Here is a 26526-nt window from a genome sequence, read left to right as displayed (position 1 = left end):
GATGAAGTAAATCTTTATTGTTATCTGTAAAAATAGGTACCTATCAATTGAATCTAGTCGAATAAAGCTGAACAACGACTCAAAACAATCTAGTAAGCGCTTCATTAACTAAATTTATAACATGAAAAAGAATTTTTTTGTTGCTCTTATCGCCTTATTGCTTGCTGTAACCTCTTGTGAAAAGGAGGAAATTTTGGAAGTAGCTACTGGTGAAGAATCAACTGTAGAAACATTGGCAGCCAATAGTAATTTTAGAGGAACTGCTAGCACGGTTTTAAGACCCTATGTCGTCGCTACAGGACCTTGTTATGGCACGTCTCACTCTGGCAATTCTTATGAAACATTGGTGTATGTAACAGGAACCAAACCTTATCATAGAAAAGTAACCGTGTTTGGGTGGAGAAATGCCAATATGTCCTCTATTCCCAATACTTATACAATTGATGTTCCTGCTAACTCAACCACTTCTAGTCGAATAAACACCTTCTCTAACGCAACGATGCGCTACCATTCTATCAAAGTAGAAGTTGACAAAGTACTCAAACAAGATGCTTCTGGGCAATGGGTAACAGACAACTCATCGAGTACAACTACTGCGACAATTCCTGTTCAAAACTGCTACGATAGTAGCGGTGGTGGCGGTGGTTTTGGTTTTAGTCCTTCTCTCTAACACCTATAAAGCAAATGCAGCTTGAAATCGAATTTTCAAGCTGCATTTTTTTATCAGATGAACGACATTAGTCGTTGTAAATACTAGCAATAACGTCTTTGTAATCGGATAAAATAACACGACGCTTCAATTTCATGGTTGGTGTCAAATGTCCAGAGTCTACATCCCAAGGACCAGCAACTAGCTTAAATTTCTTAATTTGTTCTACTTTGCTAAAGTTAGGATTCAGTTTGGTCACTAATTTTTCAAAATACTCCAACACTTGCTTATCTTCCAACATTGCTTCTTTAGAACTGACATTGATGCCTTTTTTCTTGCACCATTGTTCCAATGTATCCATAGCAGGTAAAATTAAAGCAGAAACAAATTTTCTATTATCACCAATAACCATGACTTGTTCCACTAAGAAATCTTCACGAAAAATTCCTTCAATTGGCGCTGGAGCAACATATTTTCCTCCTGAAGTTTTTAACAATTCTTTTTTTCGATCGGTTATTTTAAGAAAATCAATGCCATTTTTTCGAATTAACTTACCAACATCCCCTGTCAAGAACCACCCATCTGCGGTAAATTCCTCTGCTGTTTTTTCTGGTTTGTTGTAATACCCCATCATTACATTTGGTCCTTTAACCATAATTTCTCCAGCATCGGGACCATAAGCTTCTTCATTCACATCAATACGAACCGTTACTTTTGGAATAATTGGTCCAACAGTTCCCAACAATGCCAAATTTGCCTCATACCCGCTCACAGCAATTGCAGGCGAAGTTTCAGTCATACCATAGCCCTCACGAACGGGCACACCTATGGCTGAAAAGAATTGCGCCATTTTGCGCGGGCAAGCAGCCGCCCCAGTCAAAATTCCTTTGACACGTCCTCCTAGATTTTCACGGACTTTGCTAAATACAATTTTATCAGCTAATGCCCATTTGACTGAATTAAATCCAGAAGGTTCAAAATCATAGGCATATTGATTGGTCAGCCCCTCTGCCCAGAAGAATATCTTTTGCTTTAGAGGACTACCTTCTTTCGCTTTCGTAACAATTTTTTCATATACTTTTTCTAATAAACGAGGTACTGTGGTGAAGAAATGCGGACGAACTTCTTTTAGACTTTCTCCTAAAGTATCAATACTTTGGGCATACATGATACTTGCTCCCATATACATATAAGCATAAACAACCGTACGCTCAAAGACATGGCACAACGGCAAGAAACTCAAAGCAACATCACCTTTTTTGATGGGAACCAAAGGTCCCACAGCTAAAATATTGCTCAAAATATTATTGTGCGACAACATTACCCCTTTTGGATTACCCGTTGTTCCAGACGTATAGATCAAAGTTGCCAAGTCTTCTGATTTGATCCCTGCTTTTATTTTCTCAACTGGTGCCAAATCTCCATCGGTATGAATCGTTTCCCAATGGTGCACGTCATTACCTTTGCCATCTTTTTCACCTTCTACCTTATCAAAAGTAAAAATCCCCTGCAAACTAGGAATATCAGGGTGTGCTTTTCGTACTTTTTCTAACAAATCCCCATGTCCCAAAAAGCAATATTTGATACTTGCATCATTAAAAATATACACATATTCTTTAGGACTTATGGTTGGGTAAATCGGCACATTAATCACCCCAATTTGAGCCATTCCAATGTCCATGATATTCCATTCTGGTCGATTATTATGAGAAATCAAAGCGATTTTATCCCCTGGTTTCACCCCCATTTGCAACAAACCCAAACTAACTTGGTTTGCCAATTTTATAAATTCTTCGGTACTATAGCTGTAATTATGACCTTTGATGTGCTTTCCGCCAATAGATGCGGCTAAGGGTCCTTGTTCTAATTGGTAGTAGGGGATATCAAATAATCTCGTAGGATTCATATAGTTTTGAATTGTTTTTGGTAATTTAAAGTTATTTGCGGTGCAAAAAATAGCTGCATAGGAAAAATAAGTAAAATATCGTACAGAACCAATATTTTTAAAAATAAAAGCATTTCCTAAACGTATCTTTTTTTACATTGTTACATTCTTTTAATTGTTGTCTTTGTAGAGCACATCTTTCATTTTTTTGAAAAATAATTATTTATGTTTGCTGGCTTAATTTTTATCCCTTCTTTTATTCTTGCTGCTGTTATATTCCTATTGGCGTATAACAACTATGTCCTCCCATTTTCTACTATATGGATTGCTGTTGTCCCTTTCTCTATAGGACTTGGAGCTTATATTGTGCGTAATGGACTCAACGAATGGTGGTATGTACGACACCCTCCAGGACTCAGTGAGCTAGAAAAAAATATCTTGGCTCGCTTTTTTCCTTATTATAGAAGATTGAGTGTTCAGCACAAAAAAAAGTTTGAAGATCGCATCTCTGTTTTTCGTTTGCAAAAGCAATTTCAAATGCGCCTCTTAGACAAAATACCAGGCGATATGCAATTGTTAGTTTCGGCAACAGCTGTTCAACTAACAATGGGACTCGAAGATGAAAAAGAGATTCTTGATAATTTAGGTATGGTCGTTCTTTTTCCAAAAGAATTTATTACTCCAGACATCAATACGCAGTTACATTATGTTGAGTTTAATACGGATGTTTTTTCATGCCTACTCCTAGCCATTAATTTCTTCACCAAAGGTATTAGAGATCCCGAACATTACTATCACTCGGGTCTACACGGTATGGCCAAGGCATTTAAAATTAAATACGGCTATTCTGATGATACCATTCCTTATGAAGATAAAAAAGAACTGCTAGTCAAACTACACCATTTAAGAGAATTTGAAATTGGCTACCAGTTTTTATACACGGGTTTGCCGTCCATGGAAATCTTTGAAATGTGTACAGAACATTTCTTTCAAATTCCTACCAAGATGCAGGAACACTTGCCAGAGGTTTACCGATACTTTATGGATATATACCACCAAGACCCTAGCAATGGCAGCAATCCTATTATACAAAATATTTCATCCAACTTAGATGATAATTTAGAAGCGGCTTAAGGTTATTTTAAAAAAGCTTGTCTTGTCTTGAAAATAAGGATATAGTTAAAAATAAAAAAGTCATCACCAGATAACTGGGACGACTTTTTTTTTATTTCCATTTTCTGTCAAAACTTACACAACCAAGTTGATTGGATTAATAAAACAAGTAGTTTATGCAATCAACTGGTTGCTCCATAATAATTGTATTTCTAACTACTCAATACGTATTTTGTATACAGAATGATTATCGGCTCCTGAACTCACTCTGATAATATACATTCCTGAGGTATAGTTACTCATTTCCAAGCCAAGTTCATAGAATGTATTTGCATCAATTTGTGCTTTATGAGTTTCTACTATTTGTCCCAATTCTGTAATCACCTCTATTTGATAATGATCGCTATTTCTAACCTGTATATACACTCTATTATTTCCTTTACTTAGTAGTGTTGGGAATAATTGCTCTACCAATGGCAGGCTTACTTCTAGTGCTCGTATAGGGCTATAAGCATAAGTTCCATCGTAATCCACTTGTTTTAAGCGGAAGTAATGGATACCAGAGGTCAAATTCGGTACTTTGTAGTTATAATATTGAGTCAAATTTGTTGTTCCTGCTCCTGTTACAAAACCAATTTGATTAAACTCTAGCACTCCTCCTGTATTGGAGAAAGCATGTTCTACTTCGTATCCAGCATTATTTAATTCAGTTGCTGTTGACCATGCTAGGTTTCCTATGTTCTTGCCCTCTAAATTCGCTGTAAAATCCAATAACTCTACTGGCAAATCAATTACTAATGCTTGGTAATCTTCTACCTCCCCATTGGTTCTTCCACCTGCAAAATCACCGATAGCAAAAGCATCGTCATCTGCTCTCAAGCGTACGTTGACTGTTTCTGACCCATTGTAACTAGCAGGAACGGTGATTGCTACAGTTGTTGTGGTTGGACTTGCTGTTGCTACACTTCCGTTGTAAAAATCATCATAAACACCATCGTTGTTCCAATCAATCCACAAACCATAAAACACATTATCGGCGACAGATGAATTGACCGTTATATCTAAGTTGAAAGTTTGGTTTGCAATTACTTGGGTAGGGAACTGACCTGCACCAGACCCAAAACTAATTCCATCGTCAAAATTATCTAGTGCCAAAGTACCTGTTTCAAAATCTGTTTGAGACCCAAGCCAAACATCTGTCGTGCCATCCAAAGTATTATCAGCATTGGCATCTCTAATTGCTCTATGCCAAGCGATACCATATACCCCTGTTTCGCTGTAGTCCTTGTTAACATTTAAGATCGTCAGATATACTGTTGCGGTATCACAAACTTGAGGTATACCATTATCACAAACACTATAAACAAACTTATCTGTACCAGAATAGTTAGGATCTGTTGGCGTATAAGAGTAACTTCCATTAGCATTTAAAGTCAAGCTACCTTGGCTTGGTCCATTGACTAAGCTTACTGTTTGTACATCTCCTTCTACGTCACTATCATTATCTAATACATTTGCATTCAATGTACTTCCTTTGTCCATAAACTCCTCGTCATCTATAGCATTGGTACTATTATACAGTTGTGGCAATACATTTATGGTTACAGTTGTCAATTCACAAGTCATTGGAATACCATCATCGCACACTGTATATTCATAATTAACTGTTCCAACAAAATCTGCTGCTGGAATGAAAGTATATGTTCCATTGGCATTTTGCGTCAATGTACCTGCATTTGTAACAGGACTTCCATCCAAAGCCACTCCTGCCACAGCTGTAGAACTCCCTACAGGTGCCGTACCATCTACCACGCCATCTCCGTCTGTATCTATATTAATAGTACCTGTGACTAGCAAATTGTCTCCATCAGGATCATTATCATTTGCCAATACGTTTCCGTTGACTGCTAAAGCACCATAAGTTGTATTTACATCTGGCGCTGGAGCCACCTCCCCATTATCTGTGCTTGGATCAGGCTCTACATCTATGGTTACAGTTGCAGTTCCACATACTTGAGGGCTACCATCATCACAAGCTTCATAAGTATAGGTTACTTCTCCAATGAACCCTGTATTGGGTACAAAGGTATAAGTTCCATCGGTATTTTGTGTTAAAGTTCCTGCATTTGCATTTGGAGTGCCATCTTCATTAACACCTCCTACGGTTACTCCTGTCCCCAAACCTGTTACTGTTTCAGGGATACCATCACCATCGGTATCTATTGTCAGCGTATTTAAAAGCAAGGAATTACCTTCTAAGTCAAAATCATTCGTCAAAACATTTCCAGTAGCAGTCATCCCTAAAGGCGTACTATTGACATCATTGGTAATATAGGTCGTATTGCCTTCTCTCCAATCTCTTTCTATAGTCATTTTATTAATGACATCTGGATGGCTATTGGCCGTTAGGCTACCATTGGTTGCATCTGAACTTGAAGTATTGTTATCATAACCATCCAACAAACCATCGCCATCGGCATCTGTTGTTCCTCCAGGCAAACCCGTATTAGCCAAAGAACCTGCATCAGCAATACCATCGCCATCGCTATCGTGTCCTTCTATGGCATCAATCAGACCATCATTATCCGAATCCAAATCCAAATAATCAGGCGCATCTACCTTATCTTGGTTATTAGGAGTAATCCCTGATCCCGCTCCACCAAATGCAGCATCATCGTTGTCATAAGCATCATCAATACCATCATTATCGGCATCCGTTCCAGCAGGTGCTATATAATTACCTGTGGCTTGTCCTTCAACATTATCTACAATACCATCATTATCCGAGTCAATATCCAAGAAATTAAGGTTGTTATCCCCATCTGCGTTATCATTAGGATAAGAGTTGGGTGTACCATCGTTGTCGGTGTCAGCTCCTGTCAAAGTCAACGCATTGGCACTATTCTCGGCGACACCATCATTGCCTACATCTCCATCCACAGCATCATTAAATCCATCCCCATCCACATCTACATAAGCATCTGCCATACCATCATTATTAGCATCAACACCTCCAACTTCTGTAATATCTAAAATACCATCATTGTCTGCATCTAAGTCTAATTGGTTGAGAATTCCATCACCATCGAAATCGCCATTAGGATAAGAATTTGGAGCACCATCGTTGTCGGTGTCGGCTCCTGTCAATACTAAAACATTTCCACTATTCTCCGCAGTACCATCATTGCCTACATCGCCATCTACCACATCGTTAAAGCCATCGCCATCTACATCTATATAGCTATCAATATAACCATCACCATCCGTGTCTGTTCCCCCTGCTTCCACAACATCTGCAATTCCATCGTTGTCACTATCCAAATCCATTTGATCTAAGATACCATCACCGTCCGTATCTCCATCAGGGTAAGAATTTGGAGCACCATCGTTGTCGGTGTCGGCTCCCGTCAACACTAAAACATTTCCACTATTCTCCGCAGTACCGTCATTGCCTACGTCGCCATCGACCACATCATTAAAGCCATCGCCATCTACATCTATATAGCTATCAATATAACCATCACCATCCGTGTCTGTTCCCCCTGCTTCCACAACATCTGCAATTCCATCGTTGTCACTATCCAAATCCATTTGATCTAAGATACCGTCACCGTCCGTATCTCCATCAAGATAAGAATTTGGAGCACCATCGTTGTCCGTATCGGCTCCTGTCAATACTAAAGCATTGGCACTATTTTCAGCAATTCCGTCGTTGCCTACATCACCATCTACCACGTCATTAAAGCCATCACCATCTGCATCTATATAGCTATCAATATAACCATCACCATCCGTGTCCGTTCCACCTGCTTCCACAACATCTGCAATTCCATCGTTGTCACTATCCAAATCCATTTGGTTAGGAATTCCATCACCATCCGTATCATTATTATTGTCTGTTGTTCCATCGTTATTGGTATCCAACAAAAGACTAGTAGAGCTTGTCAATAAACAACTAGATTGAGGGCTACAAGGGCTAGAACCTTCTGGACCATCGGTATCATCATTATCTAATGCATCAACCAAACCATCGCCATCAAGGTCACTGGTATTATCTACCCTTCCATCTCCATTGGTATCTGTTCCACCTGCTTCCACTAAATCTGGTATACCATCATTATCAGAATCTAAATCTGTATGGTTAGGCACTCCATCTCCATCTACATCATAATTGCTACAAACGCCATTCTCAAGGCTACCACAATTGAAGAAATCTGGATCCATATAATTGGGTGTTCCATCACCATCCAAATCATCCCCAAAATCAGGTAAACCATCTGTATTACAATCCCATCCATTTACCCCTTGGAAATGAGTCGCACAAAAATCTGGATCCTCATAATCAACTATTCCATCTCCGTCACTATCACCACTGTAATTTTCCACCACATCAGGAATCCCATCATTGTCATCGTCTAAATCAGTAACATCTGCAATTCCATCGTTATCAGTATCTAATAAAACATCTATGTACACTATAGCGGTATCGCAAAGACCACTTGTATCACATATAGCATAAACAACCGTATCTTTTCCAACAAAATTAAGTGGAGGCGTATAACTTAGACTATCTCCATTGATGACACTGATAATCCCTCCACTAGTTGGACCACTTATTATGCTTGTTAGTAAAGTATCTCCAGGTGCATTGGCATCTGTATCATTCGCCTGAACATTAATAATCAAAGTAGTATTCTCCGCAGTACTTACATAATCATCTACTGCTATCGGTGCTTGATTAACAAAAACAGGTACCGTATCTTCCATTTCAAAAACACAAGAAGGAGTTGTTAATTGCACGTAAAAAGAGTCACTAACCAAAAGGTTCCCTGTACCAACAACATGAACCAAGCCATCTCCAACAAACGAAGCACCAACATTTGAATTGTCCGAAATACGTTTTACTTGATAGGTAAACAGAGCATTATTTTCTGTGGTAACATTAACATTCGTTGCCCCATTGACATTCACAACAAGATCATCTGTTGTAACAGCCAAAGCTGTATTGGGAGTAGGAATGATGTTCACATGTGCTACATTATCCAACTCTACACTACAATTCGTCACTTTTGTCGTATCAACAGCATTCACAATAATAGTAGTCGTATCGAATATAGCGCCACTATTCAAGGTTATTGTTCCTCCTGTCCCCAACACAGAATCTCCTATTACTGCTCCAGTACTACTATCGGTTAAATAGTAGAGAACATCTAATTGCGAACTCAATACTCTAATTCCAACAGCTTCGTTTCTACAAATGGTGGTGTCAGCTGGTCCAACACTTAAAGTACGAATAGGAAGCGGATTAACCGTTAGCGTAACCGTGTCTTCCATTGTGAAAGAACAAGGAGTAGACGAAAATTTAATAACTTTGACGCTAATTTTTGCTGGATTCGTCGTCAATGGACTTGCATATAAGTTAATATCTCCCCCTGTACCCAAAGCGGCAGGTCCAATAGCAGAATCTCCAATAATATCCCATGGTTCATAAATCACAAGTGACTCTGTAGACAAAACCGAAAAGAAAAGCGTATCAATAGTGTTACATAATTCGTTAGCCCCGTTATTAACAAGCGTTAAGTTCGTTGCTGGTGGCAAGCATTCTACGGTACAAAAATCAGAATGAAAACTCTCCTCATCTGGTGCAAGTTCTGCTGTAGCGGTAAGTTTTCCTCCTGCATACAAAGCATCTGAAGCCACATTGATTGTCCAAGCTCCTGGACCACTTGTTACTACTGTCCCTATACTATCTCCATCTATGTATAGTCTAATTGTAGCTCCTCCTACCGTGTACGATCCTTGAACCGAAAGATCTCCCTCTCGATATGCTAGACTACAATTAATAGAGGGTCTTGCTGTCGTATCGGGTATGGTACAAGCATCCGAAGCAGCTCCAACAGCAGGCGTACAACTAACCAAACCATGTTGTGCGTATATCTGATCTCCTGCTCCCAAAACGATACTAAGAGAGTCGATAAATCCACTCGACTCATTTACCAAAAACGTATCTCTTACCAACGTTCCTCCCGCAGAAGCATCTACGACAAAAACAAAAACAGTATCGCCCGCTGGAGCACCTGGAACCAATCCACTAACAGTTATGTCTCCTGCAACAGAAGTACAATTAAGAATCGGAGTGACAGCAGTATCTATTCTATCACTGACAGGCACATTAACAATAGCAGACCAACACGTTCCCGAAGAAGCAGTGTAAAATTGTAAGTTGGTACAAGCCAAGCTATATAAGTTTAGATTTGAAATGGTCCAATTTCCTGCGCCATCAGCATAGGTAAAAAAGGAATTGGGTGCAACATAGTATTCTACATAGGCATTGGGTGCTGCCGTTCCCGATATTTCTGTATCAGAAGCAGCAATGGGCTGATTGACAACAGGTGGTGTCGATGCTCCTGATATGCCATAACAAGAACTAAATCCTGGAGATTCACATTGTCCTGGCAAAACCTGTGTAATGGTATACAATCCATTAGCCATACAACCTCCTCCTCCTCCTGAACATCCCGATCTTGAACCACAATCCCAGTTGAACGAACCATCTGGAGCTACAATAACAGGCGCATTGGCTGGTGTAAGTAATGTTCCGTTAAGATAGACATTCACAGTAGCACCTGGCACACCAACTCCGACACCCGCACAATATCCATTTTTAGCCAAAGTGGGAGTTGAGGTCCAACCTGGCGTACAATCAGAAGAAGCAGAGAGTACGACTAAATCCGAACAAGGATACTTGGTTGGGCTTTTGCCCGGTGTTAGACCACTTATAAGGATAGAATCTCCTTCTGAAAGAACAGAATCTAAAGCGGCACTAGTCCAATTTCCAGAACCATCTGCCAATACCGTATCGTATTCTATATCTGTATAAGAAGGTCCATAATGTACCTCTATATAAATCGTTTGATTGGCTTCGCCTTTTCCTGTAAACGAAGTTGCCCCTTCTAACAAAAACGCATTGTTAAATTCTGGACAATCTGACAAAACAGGTGGAAACCCTCCACAGGTATCACAAAGTGAATCAATTGGTGTGGGGGGAAATTGGTCGATAATATCTATATACGTACAAGGAACACATGTCGATTCTGGCACCCCTTGAATATCAGATACAGAACCTTCTAAAGCACAAGTATTCGACGTATTTGTTGTGGCAACCATTCTAAGAGGTTGGCTTGTCGTAACTCCCATTGCAGAGAGTGGAACATAAAAATCATAAAAAACATCGGTATCTCCACAAGTCGTTAGGCTCGAAATTGACTTCTGGTGGTGCGTTGATAATGGAAACGACGTGGTTGGTCCAGCACAATTGTTGGCTCCATCTACATCTGTTACATATACACCATGCTTAGACATTAAAAAAACGGCTAGCTCAAATCCAGGATTCTCTGCCGTAGCATTGGGATCTTGCCCTGGTCCAAACAAACCATCGGTATCAATTAAAACAGTATATCCTTTGGCATTAGGTGCAAAACTTCCTAAGCGTACTCGAACAATAAAGTTTGTCCCATCAAAAGCTCCGTAGTAACCATAATTGTTAAAATCTTCCACAATGTCTGTAAATCCACAATTGGGGCCTGAAGCTAAATCAGAATCTATCTCGTCCATTAAGGATGGGATTCCAAACATGGGAATTTCAAACTCATCTACATCATAACCATCATTACTAAATCCATTCCCTTCTATATCAACATATCCATCTCCATTGGGGTCTAATACAGAACCAACAGCTGGATCAAATATCAAACCTGGCGTTTGGCTATTTCCTGCCACCCCAACCAATAGGAAGAATGTAAGTAATACCCCGTTTAAGGATAATCGAGTGTACATGTTTTCCATATTTTATATATTTAAACAAACAAAAAATAAAATTATGTAATTGGTAATCTGAGTTGAGATTGGGGGGAAGATATTCGTGGCTTCTTTAATTTAATTTTGTAGTAGTTTTTCTTTAAATGAAAAAGGGGAATAAAAACTATTTAGAAGCACCTCGATATAAATATAAAAAATATATCTAAATAAAAAATTATTTCTTAATGAAATAAATGATAAATATTTAAATAAATATGATTGGTGTATGATGGGAAAGTTATCAACCATATCTTAGTAAGTCAATCATTTTGCAAACTCCCTAATTAGAATAAGAAGCATTTTTTTAGAATACAATAGTACTTCCACAAAAAAAAACACAACAAACTAAAAATCAGCAACATATCAACTATTTGTAAAAAAAAAGATTATTGTACTAAAATAACCCTATCAAAAATGGAATTCAAACCTGAATCAGCAATTCCTTATATATAATAAGAAAAAAAATCGATATCTCCATGATAGTTTCTTGCCAAAAGAAGTGTTTGGCAAGAATTTCCCTTCTTATTTTTAGCATTTGGGGACTGAACAGGTCTTTTTTTCGTTACTTACTTCATTACTCCGTTGAAACCACGCAGTAGTAGCGAACTCAACTTGTTGCTCACGACCGAAGGGAGTAACAAAGCAAACTACCACGTAGTAGCACCATAGGTAGCTAAGCTTGCCGAGTAAGCTTGTCCTAGTAGCACAAAAGCCCAAGGTCATAAGCGTAGCGAGCTAAAAGCGAACCGAGTTCACGACTATAGGGAGTAACAAAGCGCTCACGAACTAATCAACAACGTATTATTACTTATAACAAATAGGAAAGCCTTCCAAAAAACAGGAAGGCTTTGATCTATAATAACATAAAGGGCAACCAAACGTATATATATTACTAATTTTCAGCGTTACCACAACCACAAGCTTGGCATTCTTGTAATGTTTCAAAAACAGCATCATAACCAATATAAATATAAGGCTCACACTGTTGAGTAATAGGATTGAAATAATACTTATATTCTGCTCCTGTACCACACCATCCCATATCTGGAATCATCTCGCATTTAAGACGACATTCATTTATGTGTTCGGTGCAAGAGCTATCTTTTTCGCAACTAGCAAAGAAAAAAAACGTCATTACGAATAGAATTACTCTAAAATATTTTGTAATCATAATAAAGTCTATTTAGGATAATAAGTAATGTTGTTAGAAAGTTATTCTAATCTCGTTCAAAAAGAATGCTAGGACCATCTACTGCTGGGCTATTAGACAAGATCAATTTGCCATTGTCAAAACTAATGTCATAATCATAATCTATAGACGCCAACTTTACCTTTGTACCATTCATTATATAAGTATCCGTTGTATTGCTCTGTATGGGCATGTGCGAATTATTCAATGCAACGTTTATGACTACATCAACAGTACCATTGCTATTAAATGTCCAAGTAACATCGTCTTTATTATAATTTTCCAGACCAGCTAAGCCTGCCGAATATTGCATTAAATTCCATTCTCCATGCAAACGATTGGAAGGTGAATTTATAGGTTCTTCTTTTTTGCAACTTGAAAACATTAATACAGCCAAAAGACTTAACAAAACTAATTTCCATATTCCTTTTATCATATTTTTTTGATTTTCTAAAGGTGATCAAATTTGATTTTTTTTTGAAGCAATTGTTTATTGAGCAATGAGTTTTCCTGTTCCAATAAGTTCACCGTCTCCTATCAATTGGAAGAAATATACCCCCGTTTCTAAATTCTGACGTTGTAAGATAATTTCTTCTTGATACGCCACTTTATTGTACTGAACTTCTCTCCCGATAGCATCAACCACACGCACTTCTAAAGTAGAGAAAGATTCTCCCTTCACAACAATTTTCACAAACTCTTGAAATGGATTAGGGTAAGCTTCAATCATTGTTTGAGGTCGATCTCCAATCTTAACGATATCTACAATAAAGTTTTCATCAATAGTATGAAAAGTTGTATTGGTCAACACTGGTGCATTCATGTCAAATACAATAGCTGCTGTATTATTAATTAACGTTCCAACAGGTAAATCAGGTTGTTGTTTCACTTTAAATTTAACATACCCATGCGAAGCCGCTTCGTTAGCTGTACTATCAGGTAGTAAAATATTATTAAATGTAAAGACCACAATACCATTTCCTTTTAACTCCCAAGTATAGGGATGACTGCTAGCACCAGGTATAATTGAACTTGGATTAAGAGCACTTGACAAAGTGTCATAAACCGTAACATTAAACGCTGTGTCTGTACCTGTATTTTGAAAACGAATGTGATACTCTAAATCTGTATTGGCTTCAATAGCATGGGACGTACCATAACCAATTGGACGAGCTTGCTTGTCATTGGGATCCCAAGCCCCTACATTTTCTTGACAATCAATAGATACAGCAGGACTACCATCATCTTCTACAAACTGCCCCAATATCCCTAAGGAACTATTGGATGTAAAGGCAGCATCGGTACATTGTAATACTCCTAAAGCACTATAGGTACTGTGAGGATGGTTGACATCTTGTTCTGCCTCTAAACGATATACAGCCCCATTGGAAGTTTGCACGACTTCTGTTACACTTGCTCCAGGTCCTAAATTAAATGGTCGAACCAATAAAATTACGTGATCTTCTGTTACAAAATAATGTCGAGTAGCTGACATTCCTCCAGTTCCCACATTGGTAATCGTATAAACAATACTATCTCCATAACAAACACCTGTCACATCTATATCCGACTCGTCCCACAAAGGACTGCTATTCACACACAAACTATCAGGTAATATGTTGGCTTGAACACAATGCGTTTGCCCTAATTGAGAATAACAACTGACCATTACATCTATTGTAAAAGAACCACAACCACCTGGAGGAACAGTGCCTATATTAAATAGGTAAGTATTCATACCCGTTGTTGCTGACCAAGGCATATTGGCTCCTAAAAAATTCAGTGTTGTATCCAAGTTGACTGTTACAGAAGCTCCAATAGCATCCGCCGTTCCTTGATTACAATAAGTAACTGTATATACAGCCGAAGAACAACGTCTTAATAAAGCTGTCGATACATCTACATTTAACAAAGGACAACTAACCAATGCTCTAGCACCAAAATCTAATGTATCGGTATTTTCTAACTGGCTTGAGGTAATGACAACACTATCGACACATCCTGTCCACAATGTATTCGGCAAAAGAGACTTAACAACAAAAGTCCCTGTATCTACTGTAGCTTCATAATAACCATTGCTATCTGCTGTAGCATAGACTACCGACCCATCGCTTTTCTTGATTTCTATCAACCAATGGATAAATCCTGTTTCACCAGTCCCCTTAATACAATCCCCATTGCTATCGTTATAAATATAACCTTGAAATTTGTGCATAGGACGATTTAATGCCGAGTCAGATTTCACCAAATAAGCTTGATGGTTATCATAACTTCCTGTCAATATATACCCATTATCACTAGTAGGACGAACAACATTGCCTTTGTTATGAAAGTATTCTTCAAAAATTTGTTCTACAACAACATTTCCACCTAAATCTACTTTTCCTAAAAAAGCAACGTCTAATTGAACAGTCGCAACAGGATGCGGTCGATTCACATAGCCTGTTACAACATAATATCCATTGTTATCATATTCTACATGATTTGCAAAACCTATAATGCCTCCTAAAGTAGACGCCAAAGAGTAGGTCGACCAAAGTACGTTTGCCCCTGTTTTATCTACTTTTACTAACAAAGGAGTTGGGCCTACAAATCCCATTAATTCTGTTGCGACAACATAACCACTGTCTGGTGCTTGAACAACACTGTGCCAACTAGCCGTTCCTTGCCCCGAATAGGTCTCCAACCACGTACTATCACCATTATTATCCAACTTGTACAACATGGCAGTATTCCCCTGATGTCCAGCTAAAATATACCCTCCATCAAAAGTAGGTTGAATCGCCTCTGCCCAAGCATCTGCATGCACTTTGGTCCACAAAACCGTTCCATTAGGTGCAATCTTAATCAACTGTGTATGGTGTAAATCTATCGGTGCACCAAGCGTAATATGAGAGCTAATTGCTAAAATATAATTTCCATCTAAAGTTGCCTCCAAACTCAATTGATCAAGCATGCAAGGTCCTCCAACCTGATTGCAATAACTTTGGTACGTTTTTGTCCATATGGTATCCCCCAAAGCATCTACTTGAATTAGATGAATGGTTTGTCCATTAATCCCTCCCAACAAAAAGTGACCATTGGGCATTGGTTCTAGTGCTACACTAGAAAAAGCCATAACATCTGCACTATCAGAAAAATAGCTTTTTTCCCAAACGTTAAATCCTTGTGCGTCAACTTTTATTAGAGCAGGATAATCTCGTGGTGCTCCTGTTGCAAAGGATTGTATCCCTGCCATCACATAACCTCCATCGTTCGTTTCTGTTACGTCATGACCACTAAACATGGAGCTTGCCCATTGCAAACTAGGAATATATGGACCATCCAGTTCTCGTGTCCATTCCTGACCATAAGCAGTAAGGATCATTAAATGGAATAATAAAATCAATATGTTATACTTCTTCATAATTTCAAAAGTCATTGGTCTAACAAATAGTATTCTCGCCTGTATTACTAATAAATAAAAAATCAATGGAGTATTAACTATTTATACTAGGCTTTTAAATTTTCTCTTTATATTATTGAGCTTTTTTTATTTCTTTTCTATTCTACAAACTTCGTTAGAAACAAGCATTCAATCAACTACAATTAACATCATTTGTTTAGCATTTTTTATCACATTTCATTATAATTACATTATTAATAGCCTATTAATAGCTCTTAAAGAGTTTCTTTGTTTTTTATATAAAAAATATCCTAATGAAAAATTCTAAATTAATTAACATTTTGCACACTTTTTCTAGCAAAGAAAAACGACGTTGTAGAGATTGGATTGCTTGCTCAATTATCAATCAACGTCAAGATGTCTGCGATTTATACGATTTTTTGTGGGATATGGAGTTAAAAGAGCAGTATTTAACAAAGTCATTGGCATGGGCTACCATTTACCCAAAAGTACCCTACAATGATGGCAAAATGCGCCAAATTATCCATCGATTATTGAATGCAGTAGAAGAATTTTTGGTATATGAACAATTGCAAGATCAAACAAGCAGAAGTACCATTCTATTGTCTGAGAGCCTAAAAGAAAGAGGCTTGTACAAGGAATTGAACCAAGTTCTCAAAAATGCTCAAAAAAGCGCCCAAAAAGAAGCTACTCAAAATTGGGAGAGTTTGCGCTTAAATTACGAGTTGGAAACATTGTATTTCAATGCTTCAGAGCAAGCTCAAAGAACAAGTCCCCTAAACTTACAAGAACTGTCTGATGCATTGGATATTCAATATTTTGCCGACAAGCTACGCAAAGCCTGTCTATTGTATTCTAGATTAGTGGTTTTTAAAATGAACTATCAGCCCAAGATGCTAGCCGTTGTGTTGGAACAAGTAAAAGAGTTAGGCTATTTAAAAATACCTGCGATTGGTCTTTATTACTATTGTTACCTTGCATTTACGGATACTCAAAATCCCGACCAGCATTTTCAAAAAATGATGGATTATCTCCATACTTATACCTCCTCATTTCCTCCACAAGAAATTCGAGAACTATACCTTTTGGCGATCAATTATACCATCAAAAAGTTAAATGATAACTCTAGGTGGCATTTGGAAAAAGCATTTGAACTATACAAAACAGGTATTACCCAAAGCTACTTATTGGAACAAGGTATTATTACTCCTTTTACTTATAACAATATGGTTAGTATAGGTATACAAATGGAACAGTATGAGTGGGTAGAAGAGTTTTTGTACACCTACAAAGATAAAATAACACCAGAACATAGAGAAAGTATTTTTCAAGAATGCCTAGCGAAACTTTACTACGCCCAGAAAAAATACCAAAAAGCACAGCAGCTATTAGTGCAAATTCAAGTCAAGGATATTTTAAGAATTCTATCTTGCAAAGTCATGCTTCTAAGAATTTACTACGAAACGCAAGAGTTTGATGCTTTAGACTCTCTATTGGACAGTCTAAAAATGTACCTTAGACGCAAGGATGTTGTTGGTTATCACAAAGAGAATTATAATAATATTACCAAATATATGCAGAAGCTCATTCGCGTGAACCCATTTGATAAGAAAGCAAAAGAGAATCTAAAAATAGAAATTTTAAATACGGATATTTTAGCCACTAAAAAATGGCTTTTGGAACAACTCGAGCAATTATAACAAACTACTTCATTTTAGCTTCATCAATATACTCGTCAACCAATTCACCGATGATTTGGTGCAACCTTCTCTTTTCTTCTTTGGCAATACGTTTCAATTCTGCTAACTTCTCTGTATCTAGGACTACTGTTACTCGTTTAGTCTGAGTAGATTGTTTGCTCGGTTTGTCTTTGACATTTTCCTCCGTTGTTCGTTTGATCAACAAGTCAATACCAATAGCTTTTCGGTTGCCCTTTTTTGTGTTGACCAAACTTCTTTTGACATCCGTTACAACACCATCCAAAACGCCATCTATACTATCTTTAAAAAAGCGTTCTAGATTGTTAGAAAAAGATTTTCGGTTGGTTTTAGATTTTCCTCTTGATTTTCTTGTTAGTGTTTTTTTAGCAGTAGCTGTTGCAGCACCTTTTGTTTTGCTCTTTTTTTTATCGGGTGCTTCATTTTCAATCATAGAGAGATTGTCTTGTGCATTATCGTCAATCATTCTTTCCTGAAAGAGATTTGCCAAGTTATCTGAAAATGATTTCTTTTTGTTGTTTTTACGACCCATTCGATAAAAATATACGATTTAATAAAACTTCAAATGCTTATAACATCATCCTTACTGAAGCTTCCTCAAACCATTTATAGTTTCCTATATTGATTTTATAGTTCGCTCATTTAAAGCAAACTTAATGTTTTTTTTATTAAGAATTTCCACAATAGACGATTCCATCAATAACCATGATCTCTGAACGAGCTTTTAGGCTATTGTCATAATCTGTTAAGCAGGAACCGTTTCTATTCTTTCAATAATTTCTTTTGCCAAGGCTAAATAATCGGTTGCCCCATTACTTGATTTGCTGTATTCAAAAATATCTTTTCCAACACTTGGTGCTTCTGCCAAGGCTACGTTGCTACGAATTTTAGTTTTAAAAACCTTATCACCAAAGAATTTTTCGATTGTTCCCACAATATCTCGATTCAAGACTTTTCTATGGTCATACATAGTAGCAATAACCCCTCCAATTTCCAATTTTTTATTCAAACGGAATCGAACTTTGTCTGTAACTTGCTTAATTTTAACAATTCCTTGCAATGCCAAAAACTCAGTTTGCATCGGAATCATAACATAGTTACTTGTTGTTAAAGCATTTAGGGTTAACAATCCAAGTGAAGGCGGACAGTCTATAATTATATAATCGTAATCATGCGCCAAAGGTTCAAATAATTCTCTTAAAATAAATTCACGACCAGCTTCATTGATTAATTCCATCTCTGCTCCCGACAAATCTAGATTAGAGGTAACCACATCTAACCCTTCCTTGACAGTAAAAGGACTGATTTCTGCTTCTCCACGTATATTTTCATATATCGTCACTTTTTGACGAGGAATTCCTAACGAAATCGTCAAATTTGCTTGAGGATCTAGATCTATCAACAAAACACGTTTGTTTAATTGTACTAGAGCGGCTCCTATATTAATTGCTGAAGTTGTTTTACCAACTCCCCCTTTATGATTCAACAATGAAATTATAATGCTCATTCTCCTATTTTTTCACTGAACAACAAATCGCTAAAAATTTTAATGATTCAATTATTAACGAATAATAGTTCTAATGTATTTTTTAGACTTTATGATTACAAAAAACACAACATTTATCAGGTACGATCAATATCCTCCTCTCCTTAACGTACGCCGTAGATTATTTGCGCTTTCAATTTTTATTCTTTCATTCAGCTTACAAATTGTGATTTTAAAAGAAAAAAAATTTAGGCTTAAAATAATCCTATTTTTTCATGATAAAGAACATCTCCCACTAAAATACTGTGTCGATTATTTTAATTCTCAAAAATAATAAACTTTCACCTCATTTTAATAAAATAGCTGTATTTTAATCATTAATTGGTATGCAATAACTCAAATTATCACTTATTTGATTGCGTTTATAACGCTTTTAGACAAAATTTTAATTTCTAAGTAAGTGGGTAGAAAAAAATATAGCTAAAAATAAGCTCTTTTTTAGTGCTAATTGCTGAACGTAGTAGCAGCGTAGCTAACTGCGACAGCTTGGTACAGTGTACCAAAAGTATAGCCAAACAGTGCAGCTTTACTTGCGGTGCTACTTCGTGGTGGTGGGCTAAAGCCAGATGTTTCGATGAAGAGTAGCGCAAAAAGAAGGTTGTTTTTTATATAGTTTTTCTGAATGATTACTTATTTCTTTTAAAGTTCATCTAATTTCATATTTCAAATGGAATATTACTTCAAAATAATAGGTTTTTGCCTTTTTTCTACAATTTCTCAAGGACAATCGTTCATCTTCAATCAATTTTTTCAGCCAAGCTTAAGAATCAACAGCCTATACAATCACGATTTTAATTTTTTAAATAAAGATCGCTTACACGTCGGACAAGCAGATATCAATTGCATTATTCCCATTAAAAGTCAATTAAAACTAGCTGTAAAATGGGACAAACTACTAACACTGCAATTAAAAAAAGCCACACAACTAAAAGTCTATCAACTCTTTTGGAATTTCCGTCCTAGAGTACTCTATTTAGATTTGAGTTATCAAGACAATCATCTTCCGCATCCATTTCAACAAAAACCACACATTACCTACGGAATCAATACAGGTTTGTCTGGCATTCATTTAATCGCCAAACCCTTCAAACAACCTAAATTATTTTTTTACTCTGTCAATATTGGTTTAATGGAAGATTATCAATCCATACAACGGACACCTATCTCCAATATTACGACTATGTTTGGCTTTGCCCATCTACGCAATTTTAATTTTTACTGGTATTATGGCTTCTTTTTTAGTTATAACAATGGTCAAATCATTCCTGCCCCCTTTTTTGGTATCCAAGCCAAACTAACCAAAACAATTTGGGTCAATATCACCCTACCCGTTCAAGTGCGATTTGCCTTTAAAGTGTCAAAAAAATTAAAAATAGATTTGAGCGCAGGCTTGTCAAATTTTTCGACCGCATTTGGTTACCTCAATACCAACAACCAATGGGAACGATCTGTTTTTGGAGATTTACGAATTCGGGGAGCATTAACAACCAACATAAAACTTAGCCCTCAAGCTATATTGTATCTAGAAGCAGGTTGCTACGCCTATCAATTTCCAGCTTTTCGATGGGGCAACACTACATTTCAGACTCCAGTACTTAGCCCAAGTGTCTACGGAAGTTTATCGCTTTATTATAGTTTTAAAAAATCCTTGTTAGGCTCCACAATTGATGGAATCATTTTATTTTGAGTTTTCCCCATTTACAATTCTAACAAAACTGGTCAAGCCTTCCGTTTTTTATGCCTTTTTGATAGAAAAACAAAATTTTAAGGACTTACACACTCAAATACTATAGAGTTTTAGTACTTTTACGCAAAACATCTTATTCCCGAACTGATCTAAATTTTCAGCAAAACAATTACATTCATGCGCTATTGGTATCTTTTAATATTCAGCCTTTTAATGGTTGCCTGTCAACCTTCTCAACCTTCCAAGATAGAGCAATATAATACCGCCAAAACAAAAGCCAATCGGAATCTAGAATCAGAATTCAAACGTTCTATTAGTCAACAAATCGATTTACAAAATAATCAAGTTATTGATGCTAGTGACTTTGCTGTTTCCAAACAAGTCGTTCAAGATTTAGAGGAGGCGCTTGCTAGCTTAAATCAAACAACAACACTAGACAGCAATCAACAAAATAATCCAACTCTAGATTCTACTAACTTAACCAGTTCTCAACCTAGTCGTTTGGAGAACAGACCAAGCAATGGAGCTATGTTGTTGAATGTTCGCAATTATCAAGAAACATATGATAAAGTACGTGCTTTGTCCAAACAATATGACTTTAGCATTGCCAACGAGTTAGAGCAAACTGGAGATTTCTACAAAGGGAATACCATGGAAATCTATACTACTCCCGAAAATTTTGATGTAGTTTTAAATGAGTTTAGAGATTTGGCAGTAGTTATCCGTCAAAAACAAGTATGGCAACAAAAAGAAAAGAAAGAATACCTTCCTATCGTTAGCCGTATTACAACCAACAAAGAACACTTAGCAAGCTTAAATGCTCAACTTGAAAAAACCAATAATCTAGATGATCAGCTAAAATTAAAAGATAAAATCAATGCTGTTCATCAAGAATTAAACTTGGCCGTTTTGGATGCTACCAATATTCTCAACAACCAACCTTATAGCACCATTACCTTAGCTTTTTATCAAAACTTGGAAATGGCAAAACCTAAAGTAGAAACTTTTAGGGCTGACTTTTCTTCTAATTTGATAACAGGATGGGGCAACTTTAAACAATTTTTATTAGATGCTGCTTTGGTCTGGCCTTATATTATTATTGGTCTAATATTATTATTAACTGTCTTATTAGCGGTTAATAGTAGTAGAAAAAGAACCCGTCAATTCAAATTGCAAATGTTGCATGGACAAACATTACAACAACAAAAAATGGCTCCACCAATGGCAACAACAGCAGCAACAACAAATAGCAGTAAAGCCTAAATTAGAGAACCTTTTTTAAATAGGTTTCGTTCTCTAATTAACCATAGTTTGTTGTCCCCACACAATAGCAGTGCAGGTAACAAACTACGACAATTAAATAATTTAATAGAAATCAATTATAAAATTTAAATAGCACCCATAGTATGAAATACGATGTTACGGTTATCGGTTCTGGTCCTGGTGGTTATGTTGCCGCTATCCGATGTGCACAACTTGGTCTTAAGACTGCAATTATTGAACGATACCCTACGCTTGGCGGTACTTGTCTAAATGTTGGCTGTATTCCGTCCAAAGCATTATTGGATTCTTCCGAGCATTATCACAATGCGGAAAAATCATTTGCAGCACACGGTATCCAAGTAGAAAAGCTAAGTGTTGATATGAAAACAATGATTGCTCGTAAAGACAGTGTTGTTTCTCAAACTTGTGATGGCGTTCAATTTCTTATGAAAAAAAATAAGATTGACGTTATTGAAGGTCATGGCTCTTTTGTAGACAAAAATACCATCAAAGTTACGGACAAAAAAGATTCGTCTAAAGAAGTAACCACTATTACTACTGATAAGGTTATTATTGCAACAGGTTCTAAACCAGTTACTCCTGCGGCATTTAATTATGATAAAAAACGCATCATTACTTCGACAGAAGCACTCAACTTAACTGAAGTACCAAAGAGTGTTGTAGTTATTGGAGCTGGTGTTATTGGGCTTGAGCTTGGTTCTGTCTGGGCTCGACTAGGCACAAAAGTAGAAGTGGTCGAATTTGCTGATTCTGCTTTGGCAACAATGGATGCTGACTTAGGAAAGGAAATGCGTAAGGTATTGAAAAAACATCTAAAATTTGGTTTCCACTTAAATCATATGGTTACCTCTGTTGAATCTGACAAAAAAGGTGTAAAAGTCGTTGCCAAATCAAGAAAAGATGACAAGGAAGTTACCTTAGAAGCAGACTACTGTTTAATTGCAATTGGTCGTAGACCTTATACCGATCAGTTGGGGCTTGAAAATGTTGGGGTAAAAGTAGATGATAGAGGACGCATCGAAACGAACAATCACTTAGAAACTAATGTTGAAGGCATTTTTGCCATAGGAGATGTTGTCAAAGGAGCTATGTTGGCACACAAAGCCGAAGAAGAAGGTGTCTATGTTGCAGAATATATGGTGGGACAACATCCTCATATCAATTACAATTTAATTCCTGGTGTTGTGTATACTTGGCCAGAGGTTGCCGCTGTTGGACAAACAGAAAAAGAATTGAAAGAAGCTGGAATTCCTATCAAAGTAGGTAAATTCCCATTCCGTGCCTTGGGACGTGCCCGCGCTAGTACTGATACCGATGGTTTTGTGAAAATTATTTCTCACAAAGAAACGGATGAAGTTTTAGGCGTACATATGATTGGTGCCCGTGTAGCAGATATTATTGCAGAAGCTGTCGTAGCCATGGAATACCGTGCATCAGCCGAAGATATTTCTCGCATTAGCCATGCTCATCCAACATTTACAGAAGCTGTCAAAGAAGCGGCTTTGGCTGCAACAGACAATCGTCCATTGCATATGTAATCAAATACATTCAATTAGTTTTCTTATTCTATTAGTATAGAATTTTGAGTCAACTACTTGTTTCTTAATATTTAATGCCTGAACACTGAGATTATTGTTGTTCAGGCATTTTATATCTCCTCTTTCCCTCTCTAATTGATTCTTCATTATTCTTTTTGCCAATAGCGCACGTTTTTTTTAAAAAAACTTATTTTTACATTACCTCGTAAAAACCACGCAGTAGCAGTGCCGTTAAATCATATCAATCTGATAATCAATAGAGTACACTACTGTCGCTCGATTCATTAAAGGATTGATAATCAAATAGATGCAAAAATGTTTGGGTAGGCATACCATTTCATTCGTGATCATGTCTAATAATGGACCAAAACAAATCATATCAATGAACAATAAATTTTCAATTTGCCTATGAGTTTTAATTTTCCAAACAAAAAAGAACGTGAATCAATCTGGATAAAACTCGGTCTGGGTGCCATTTTAATTAGAATAATCTTGGGCTTTCAACCTCAATGGTGCGAAGTTATCTACTCTAGAGGTATCTATCCTTGGATTAGAAGTTTTTTTGATCATACACTTGGTCTGCTGCCTTTTGCTGCCATCTACTTATTTGATCTTATCCTTGTCATTTGGCTAATAAAAATTAGTACCCATTTTATCAAAAGCGTTTTCATAGAAAAAGAGGGCATTAGAGGCAAAGGGTATGGAAAATCGATCGTTGCTTTTTTTATGGGATTAATTTTCTGGTTTCTTTTTCTCTGGGGATATAATTATGCTCGTATTCCTATGTCAGAACAAATTGGCTTAGAGGTTCCTGAATCAATGAATTTTGACGCCATTTGGGAAGAAGCTCAATATATTAAACAAACCTGTATTGAAGCACGTCAAAAAATTCCGAGTATTGATACCAATGTCATTCCCTTGGATGCTTACCCTAGCAACTTGGAAGAAGTTATGCGCACATCCTTAAAAGAAGTTTTAAAAGAATATAGGTACGATTTTTCTGGTCATGTTAGGGGTAGATTTGTACAACCAGATGGAATTTTGCTTCGTTTCAACAGCTCAGGGGTTTATTTTCCGTTTACAGGAGAAGGGCACGTTGACAATGGCTTGCACCATATTTCTAAACCCTTTACAATTGCTCATGAATTGGGACATGGATATGGTTTTGGAAGTGAAGATGTTTGCAATTTTCTAGGTTTTTTGGCCTGTATTCGTTCCCAACACCCTGCTATACAATATTCAGGTTACCTCATGTATTGGCGATATGTATATGGCACTTTAATGGGATTTATGACAGAACAAGATTATCAAATAGAACGAGCAACTATTTCAAGAGGCATGCACAATGACATGGAGGCTATTTATGCTAAAGTAGAAAATTACCCTGCATTCATTCCCTTCTTACAACCCGCTGTTTACGATGTTTTTTTGAAAGTACAAGGTGTTGAAGATGGTATTGAAAGCTATGATAGGATGATTTTATTGGTCTCTAGTTGGCGAAAAAAATACCACTAAACAGCCTAACAATTAACCATCTTTTATCCATTGATTTTAATTTTTACAAAGCATTTTTTATATATTTGAACCAATACAGTAGTCTACTGTTATAGTATTAGTTTATTCAGAATAAACTTACCTGTTTGGTAAATGATACTGATTATTTAATTTTAAAAACAAACAAATCATGGCTTTCGAATTACCCGATTTACCATACGCTCACGATGCGTTAGAACCACATATCGATACAAAAACAATGGAAATTCATCATGGTAAACATCATAATGGATATACCACTAAACTAAATAATGCTGTTGAAGGAACTGATCTTGCCAATAAGAGCATTGAAGATATCTTGAAAAACTTAGATATGAATAATACTGCTGTTCGTAATAACGGTGGTGGATTTTACAACCACTCTTTATTCTGGGAAGTAATGTCTCCTAATGGAGGTGGGCAACCTACTGGAGAATTGGCAGAAGCTATCAATACTGCTTATGGCTCATTTGATGCATTCAAAGAAAAATTCTCTAGTGCTGCTGGTAGCCGTTTTGGTTCTGGATGGGCATGGCTTTGTGTACACAAAGGTGGTAAAGTGGAAGTTTGTTCTTCTGCTAACCAAGACAATCCATTGATGCCAGGTATTGGTTGTGGTGGTTTCCCTATTTTAGGTCTAGACGTTTGGGAACATGCTTACTACTTAAACTATCAAAACCGTCGTCCTGATTACGTTTCTTCATTCTTTAATGTAATCAACTGGGATAAAGTATCTGAGTTGTATGCTGCTAACAAATAGTACAACCTTAAGTAGTATACTAATTATAATATAATGATAAACCTTCTTGATTGATTTCGAGAAGGTTTTTTTATTAAGCAATAAAATGAAAGCCCAGATAATAAGCTCTATTTGATACTTTTTCAGTGTAAAACCTCTAGATAATCACTTAACAATTCCCTACAATAACAAACAGAGCTTCATGCACTTATTGCACAAAGCCCTGTCCTATTGAGTAGTTTATCTTATTTGTTTAACGCAACAAAATAATATTACCTTTAAGCTGCTCTGTATGCCCCTCTTTAAACAAGACATCAGCATACCAAGTATATGTTCCAGAAGGAGCTGGACGACCACGATAGATTCCATTCCATCCTTGTTC

The 26526-nt window shown here is 36.9% G+C and carries 15 protein-coding genes; 8 read left to right on the top strand and 7 right to left on the bottom strand.

Annotated features, from left to right (window positions below; translation table 11 throughout):
- Window positions 1-121 precede the first annotated feature (121 nt).
- Entirely contained in the window at window positions 122-670 is a 549-nt protein-coding gene (locus CG11_RS25990) for a hypothetical protein (RefSeq protein WP_052599897.1), read from the top strand.
- A 67-nt stretch (window positions 671-737) separates the two neighbouring features.
- Here the strand turns inward: CG11_RS25990 and CG11_RS25985 are convergent, their stop codons facing one another.
- Window positions 738-2555, bottom strand: a complete 1818-nt coding sequence (locus CG11_RS25985) for a long-chain fatty acid--CoA ligase (protein WP_052599896.1) — start codon at window positions 2553-2555, stop codon at window positions 738-740.
- Window positions 2556-2759: 204 nt separating this feature from the next.
- On the opposite strand from CG11_RS25985, the gene CG11_RS25980 reads away from it, so the two are divergent.
- The gene (locus CG11_RS25980; protein WP_052599895.1) at window positions 2760-3668 is read left to right on the top strand and encodes a zinc-dependent peptidase; all 909 of its coding nucleotides are present in this window, start codon (window positions 2760-2762) and stop codon (window positions 3666-3668) included.
- Between the two features lie 195 nt (window positions 3669-3863).
- On the opposite strand, the gene CG11_RS25975 is transcribed toward CG11_RS25980, so the two are convergent.
- The 4 genes from CG11_RS25975 to CG11_RS25960 all read right to left on the bottom strand — a co-directional run bounded on the left by CG11_RS25975 (window position 3864) and on the right by CG11_RS25960 (window position 16099).
- A complete protein-coding gene (locus tag CG11_RS25975; RefSeq protein WP_052599894.1) occupies window positions 3864-11492 on the bottom strand; it encodes an Ig-like domain-containing protein in 7629 nt (2542 codons plus the stop codon).
- A 904-nt stretch (window positions 11493-12396) separates the two neighbouring features.
- The gene (locus CG11_RS25970) at window positions 12397-12675 is read right to left on the bottom strand and encodes a BPTI/Kunitz-type proteinase inhibitor domain-containing protein (protein WP_081909665.1); all 279 of its coding nucleotides are present in this window, start codon (window positions 12673-12675) and stop codon (window positions 12397-12399) included.
- Between the two features lie 46 nt (window positions 12676-12721).
- The gene (locus CG11_RS25965) at window positions 12722-13129 is read right to left on the bottom strand and encodes a hypothetical protein (protein WP_052599892.1); all 408 of its coding nucleotides are present in this window, start codon (window positions 13127-13129) and stop codon (window positions 12722-12724) included.
- Between the two features lie 54 nt (window positions 13130-13183).
- On the bottom strand, window positions 13184-16099 hold the full coding sequence (locus CG11_RS25960) for a T9SS type A sorting domain-containing protein (protein ID WP_197043947.1): 2916 nt from the start codon (window positions 16097-16099) through the stop codon (window positions 13184-13186).
- A gap of 293 nt (window positions 16100-16392) precedes the next feature.
- On the opposite strand from CG11_RS25960, the gene CG11_RS25955 reads away from it, so the two are divergent.
- Window positions 16393-17799: a hypothetical protein gene (locus CG11_RS25955; protein ID WP_052599890.1), complete on the top strand. Its 1407-nt coding sequence runs from the start codon at window positions 16393-16395 to the stop codon at window positions 17797-17799.
- 4 nt (window positions 17800-17803) lie between these two features.
- Here CG11_RS25955 and CG11_RS25950 read toward each other — a convergent pair whose 3' ends face one another.
- Together CG11_RS25950 and CG11_RS25945 are read right to left on the bottom strand one after the other, a co-directional pair.
- On the bottom strand, window positions 17804-18349 hold the full coding sequence (locus CG11_RS25950; protein WP_052599889.1) for a hypothetical protein: 546 nt from the start codon (window positions 18347-18349) through the stop codon (window positions 17804-17806).
- Between the two features lie 213 nt (window positions 18350-18562).
- Window positions 18563-19324 carry a ParA family protein gene (locus tag CG11_RS25945; protein ID WP_052599888.1) on the bottom strand — a complete coding sequence of 254 codons (762 nt, stop codon included), beginning with the start codon at window positions 19322-19324 and terminating at the stop codon, window positions 18563-18565.
- Between the two features lie 706 nt (window positions 19325-20030).
- Here CG11_RS25945 and CG11_RS25940 point away from each other — a divergent pair.
- The 5 genes from CG11_RS25940 (at window position 20031) to CG11_RS25920 (ending at window position 26165) form a co-directional block, all read left to right on the top strand.
- A complete protein-coding gene (locus tag CG11_RS25940) occupies window positions 20031-21050 on the top strand; it encodes a DUF6268 family outer membrane beta-barrel protein (RefSeq protein WP_052599887.1) in 1020 nt (339 codons plus the stop codon).
- A gap of 177 nt (window positions 21051-21227) precedes the next feature.
- Window positions 21228-22313, top strand: coding sequence for a DUF4349 domain-containing protein (locus tag CG11_RS25935; RefSeq protein ID WP_081909663.1), 1086 nt, complete (start codon window positions 21228-21230; stop codon window positions 22311-22313).
- Window positions 22314-22456: 143 nt separating this feature from the next.
- Complete coding sequence (lpdA, locus tag CG11_RS25930) at window positions 22457-23872, top strand: dihydrolipoyl dehydrogenase (protein ID WP_052599885.1); 1416 nt, start codon at window positions 22457-22459, stop codon at window positions 23870-23872.
- A 408-nt stretch (window positions 23873-24280) separates the two neighbouring features.
- Window positions 24281-25387: a DUF3810 domain-containing protein gene (locus tag CG11_RS25925; protein ID WP_052599884.1), complete on the top strand. Its 1107-nt coding sequence runs from the start codon at window positions 24281-24283 to the stop codon at window positions 25385-25387.
- Window positions 25388-25556: 169 nt separating this feature from the next.
- Window positions 25557-26165 carry a superoxide dismutase gene (locus CG11_RS25920; RefSeq protein WP_052599883.1) on the top strand — a complete coding sequence of 203 codons (609 nt, stop codon included), beginning with the start codon at window positions 25557-25559 and terminating at the stop codon, window positions 26163-26165.
- The last annotated feature ends 361 nt before the right edge of the window (window positions 26166-26526 follow it).

The organism is Aureispira sp. CCB-QB1, from assembly GCF_000724545.1.
GTDB lineage: Bacteria > Bacteroidota > Bacteroidia > Chitinophagales > Saprospiraceae > Aureispira.
This window is presented reverse-complemented; position numbering and strand designations above follow the sequence as displayed.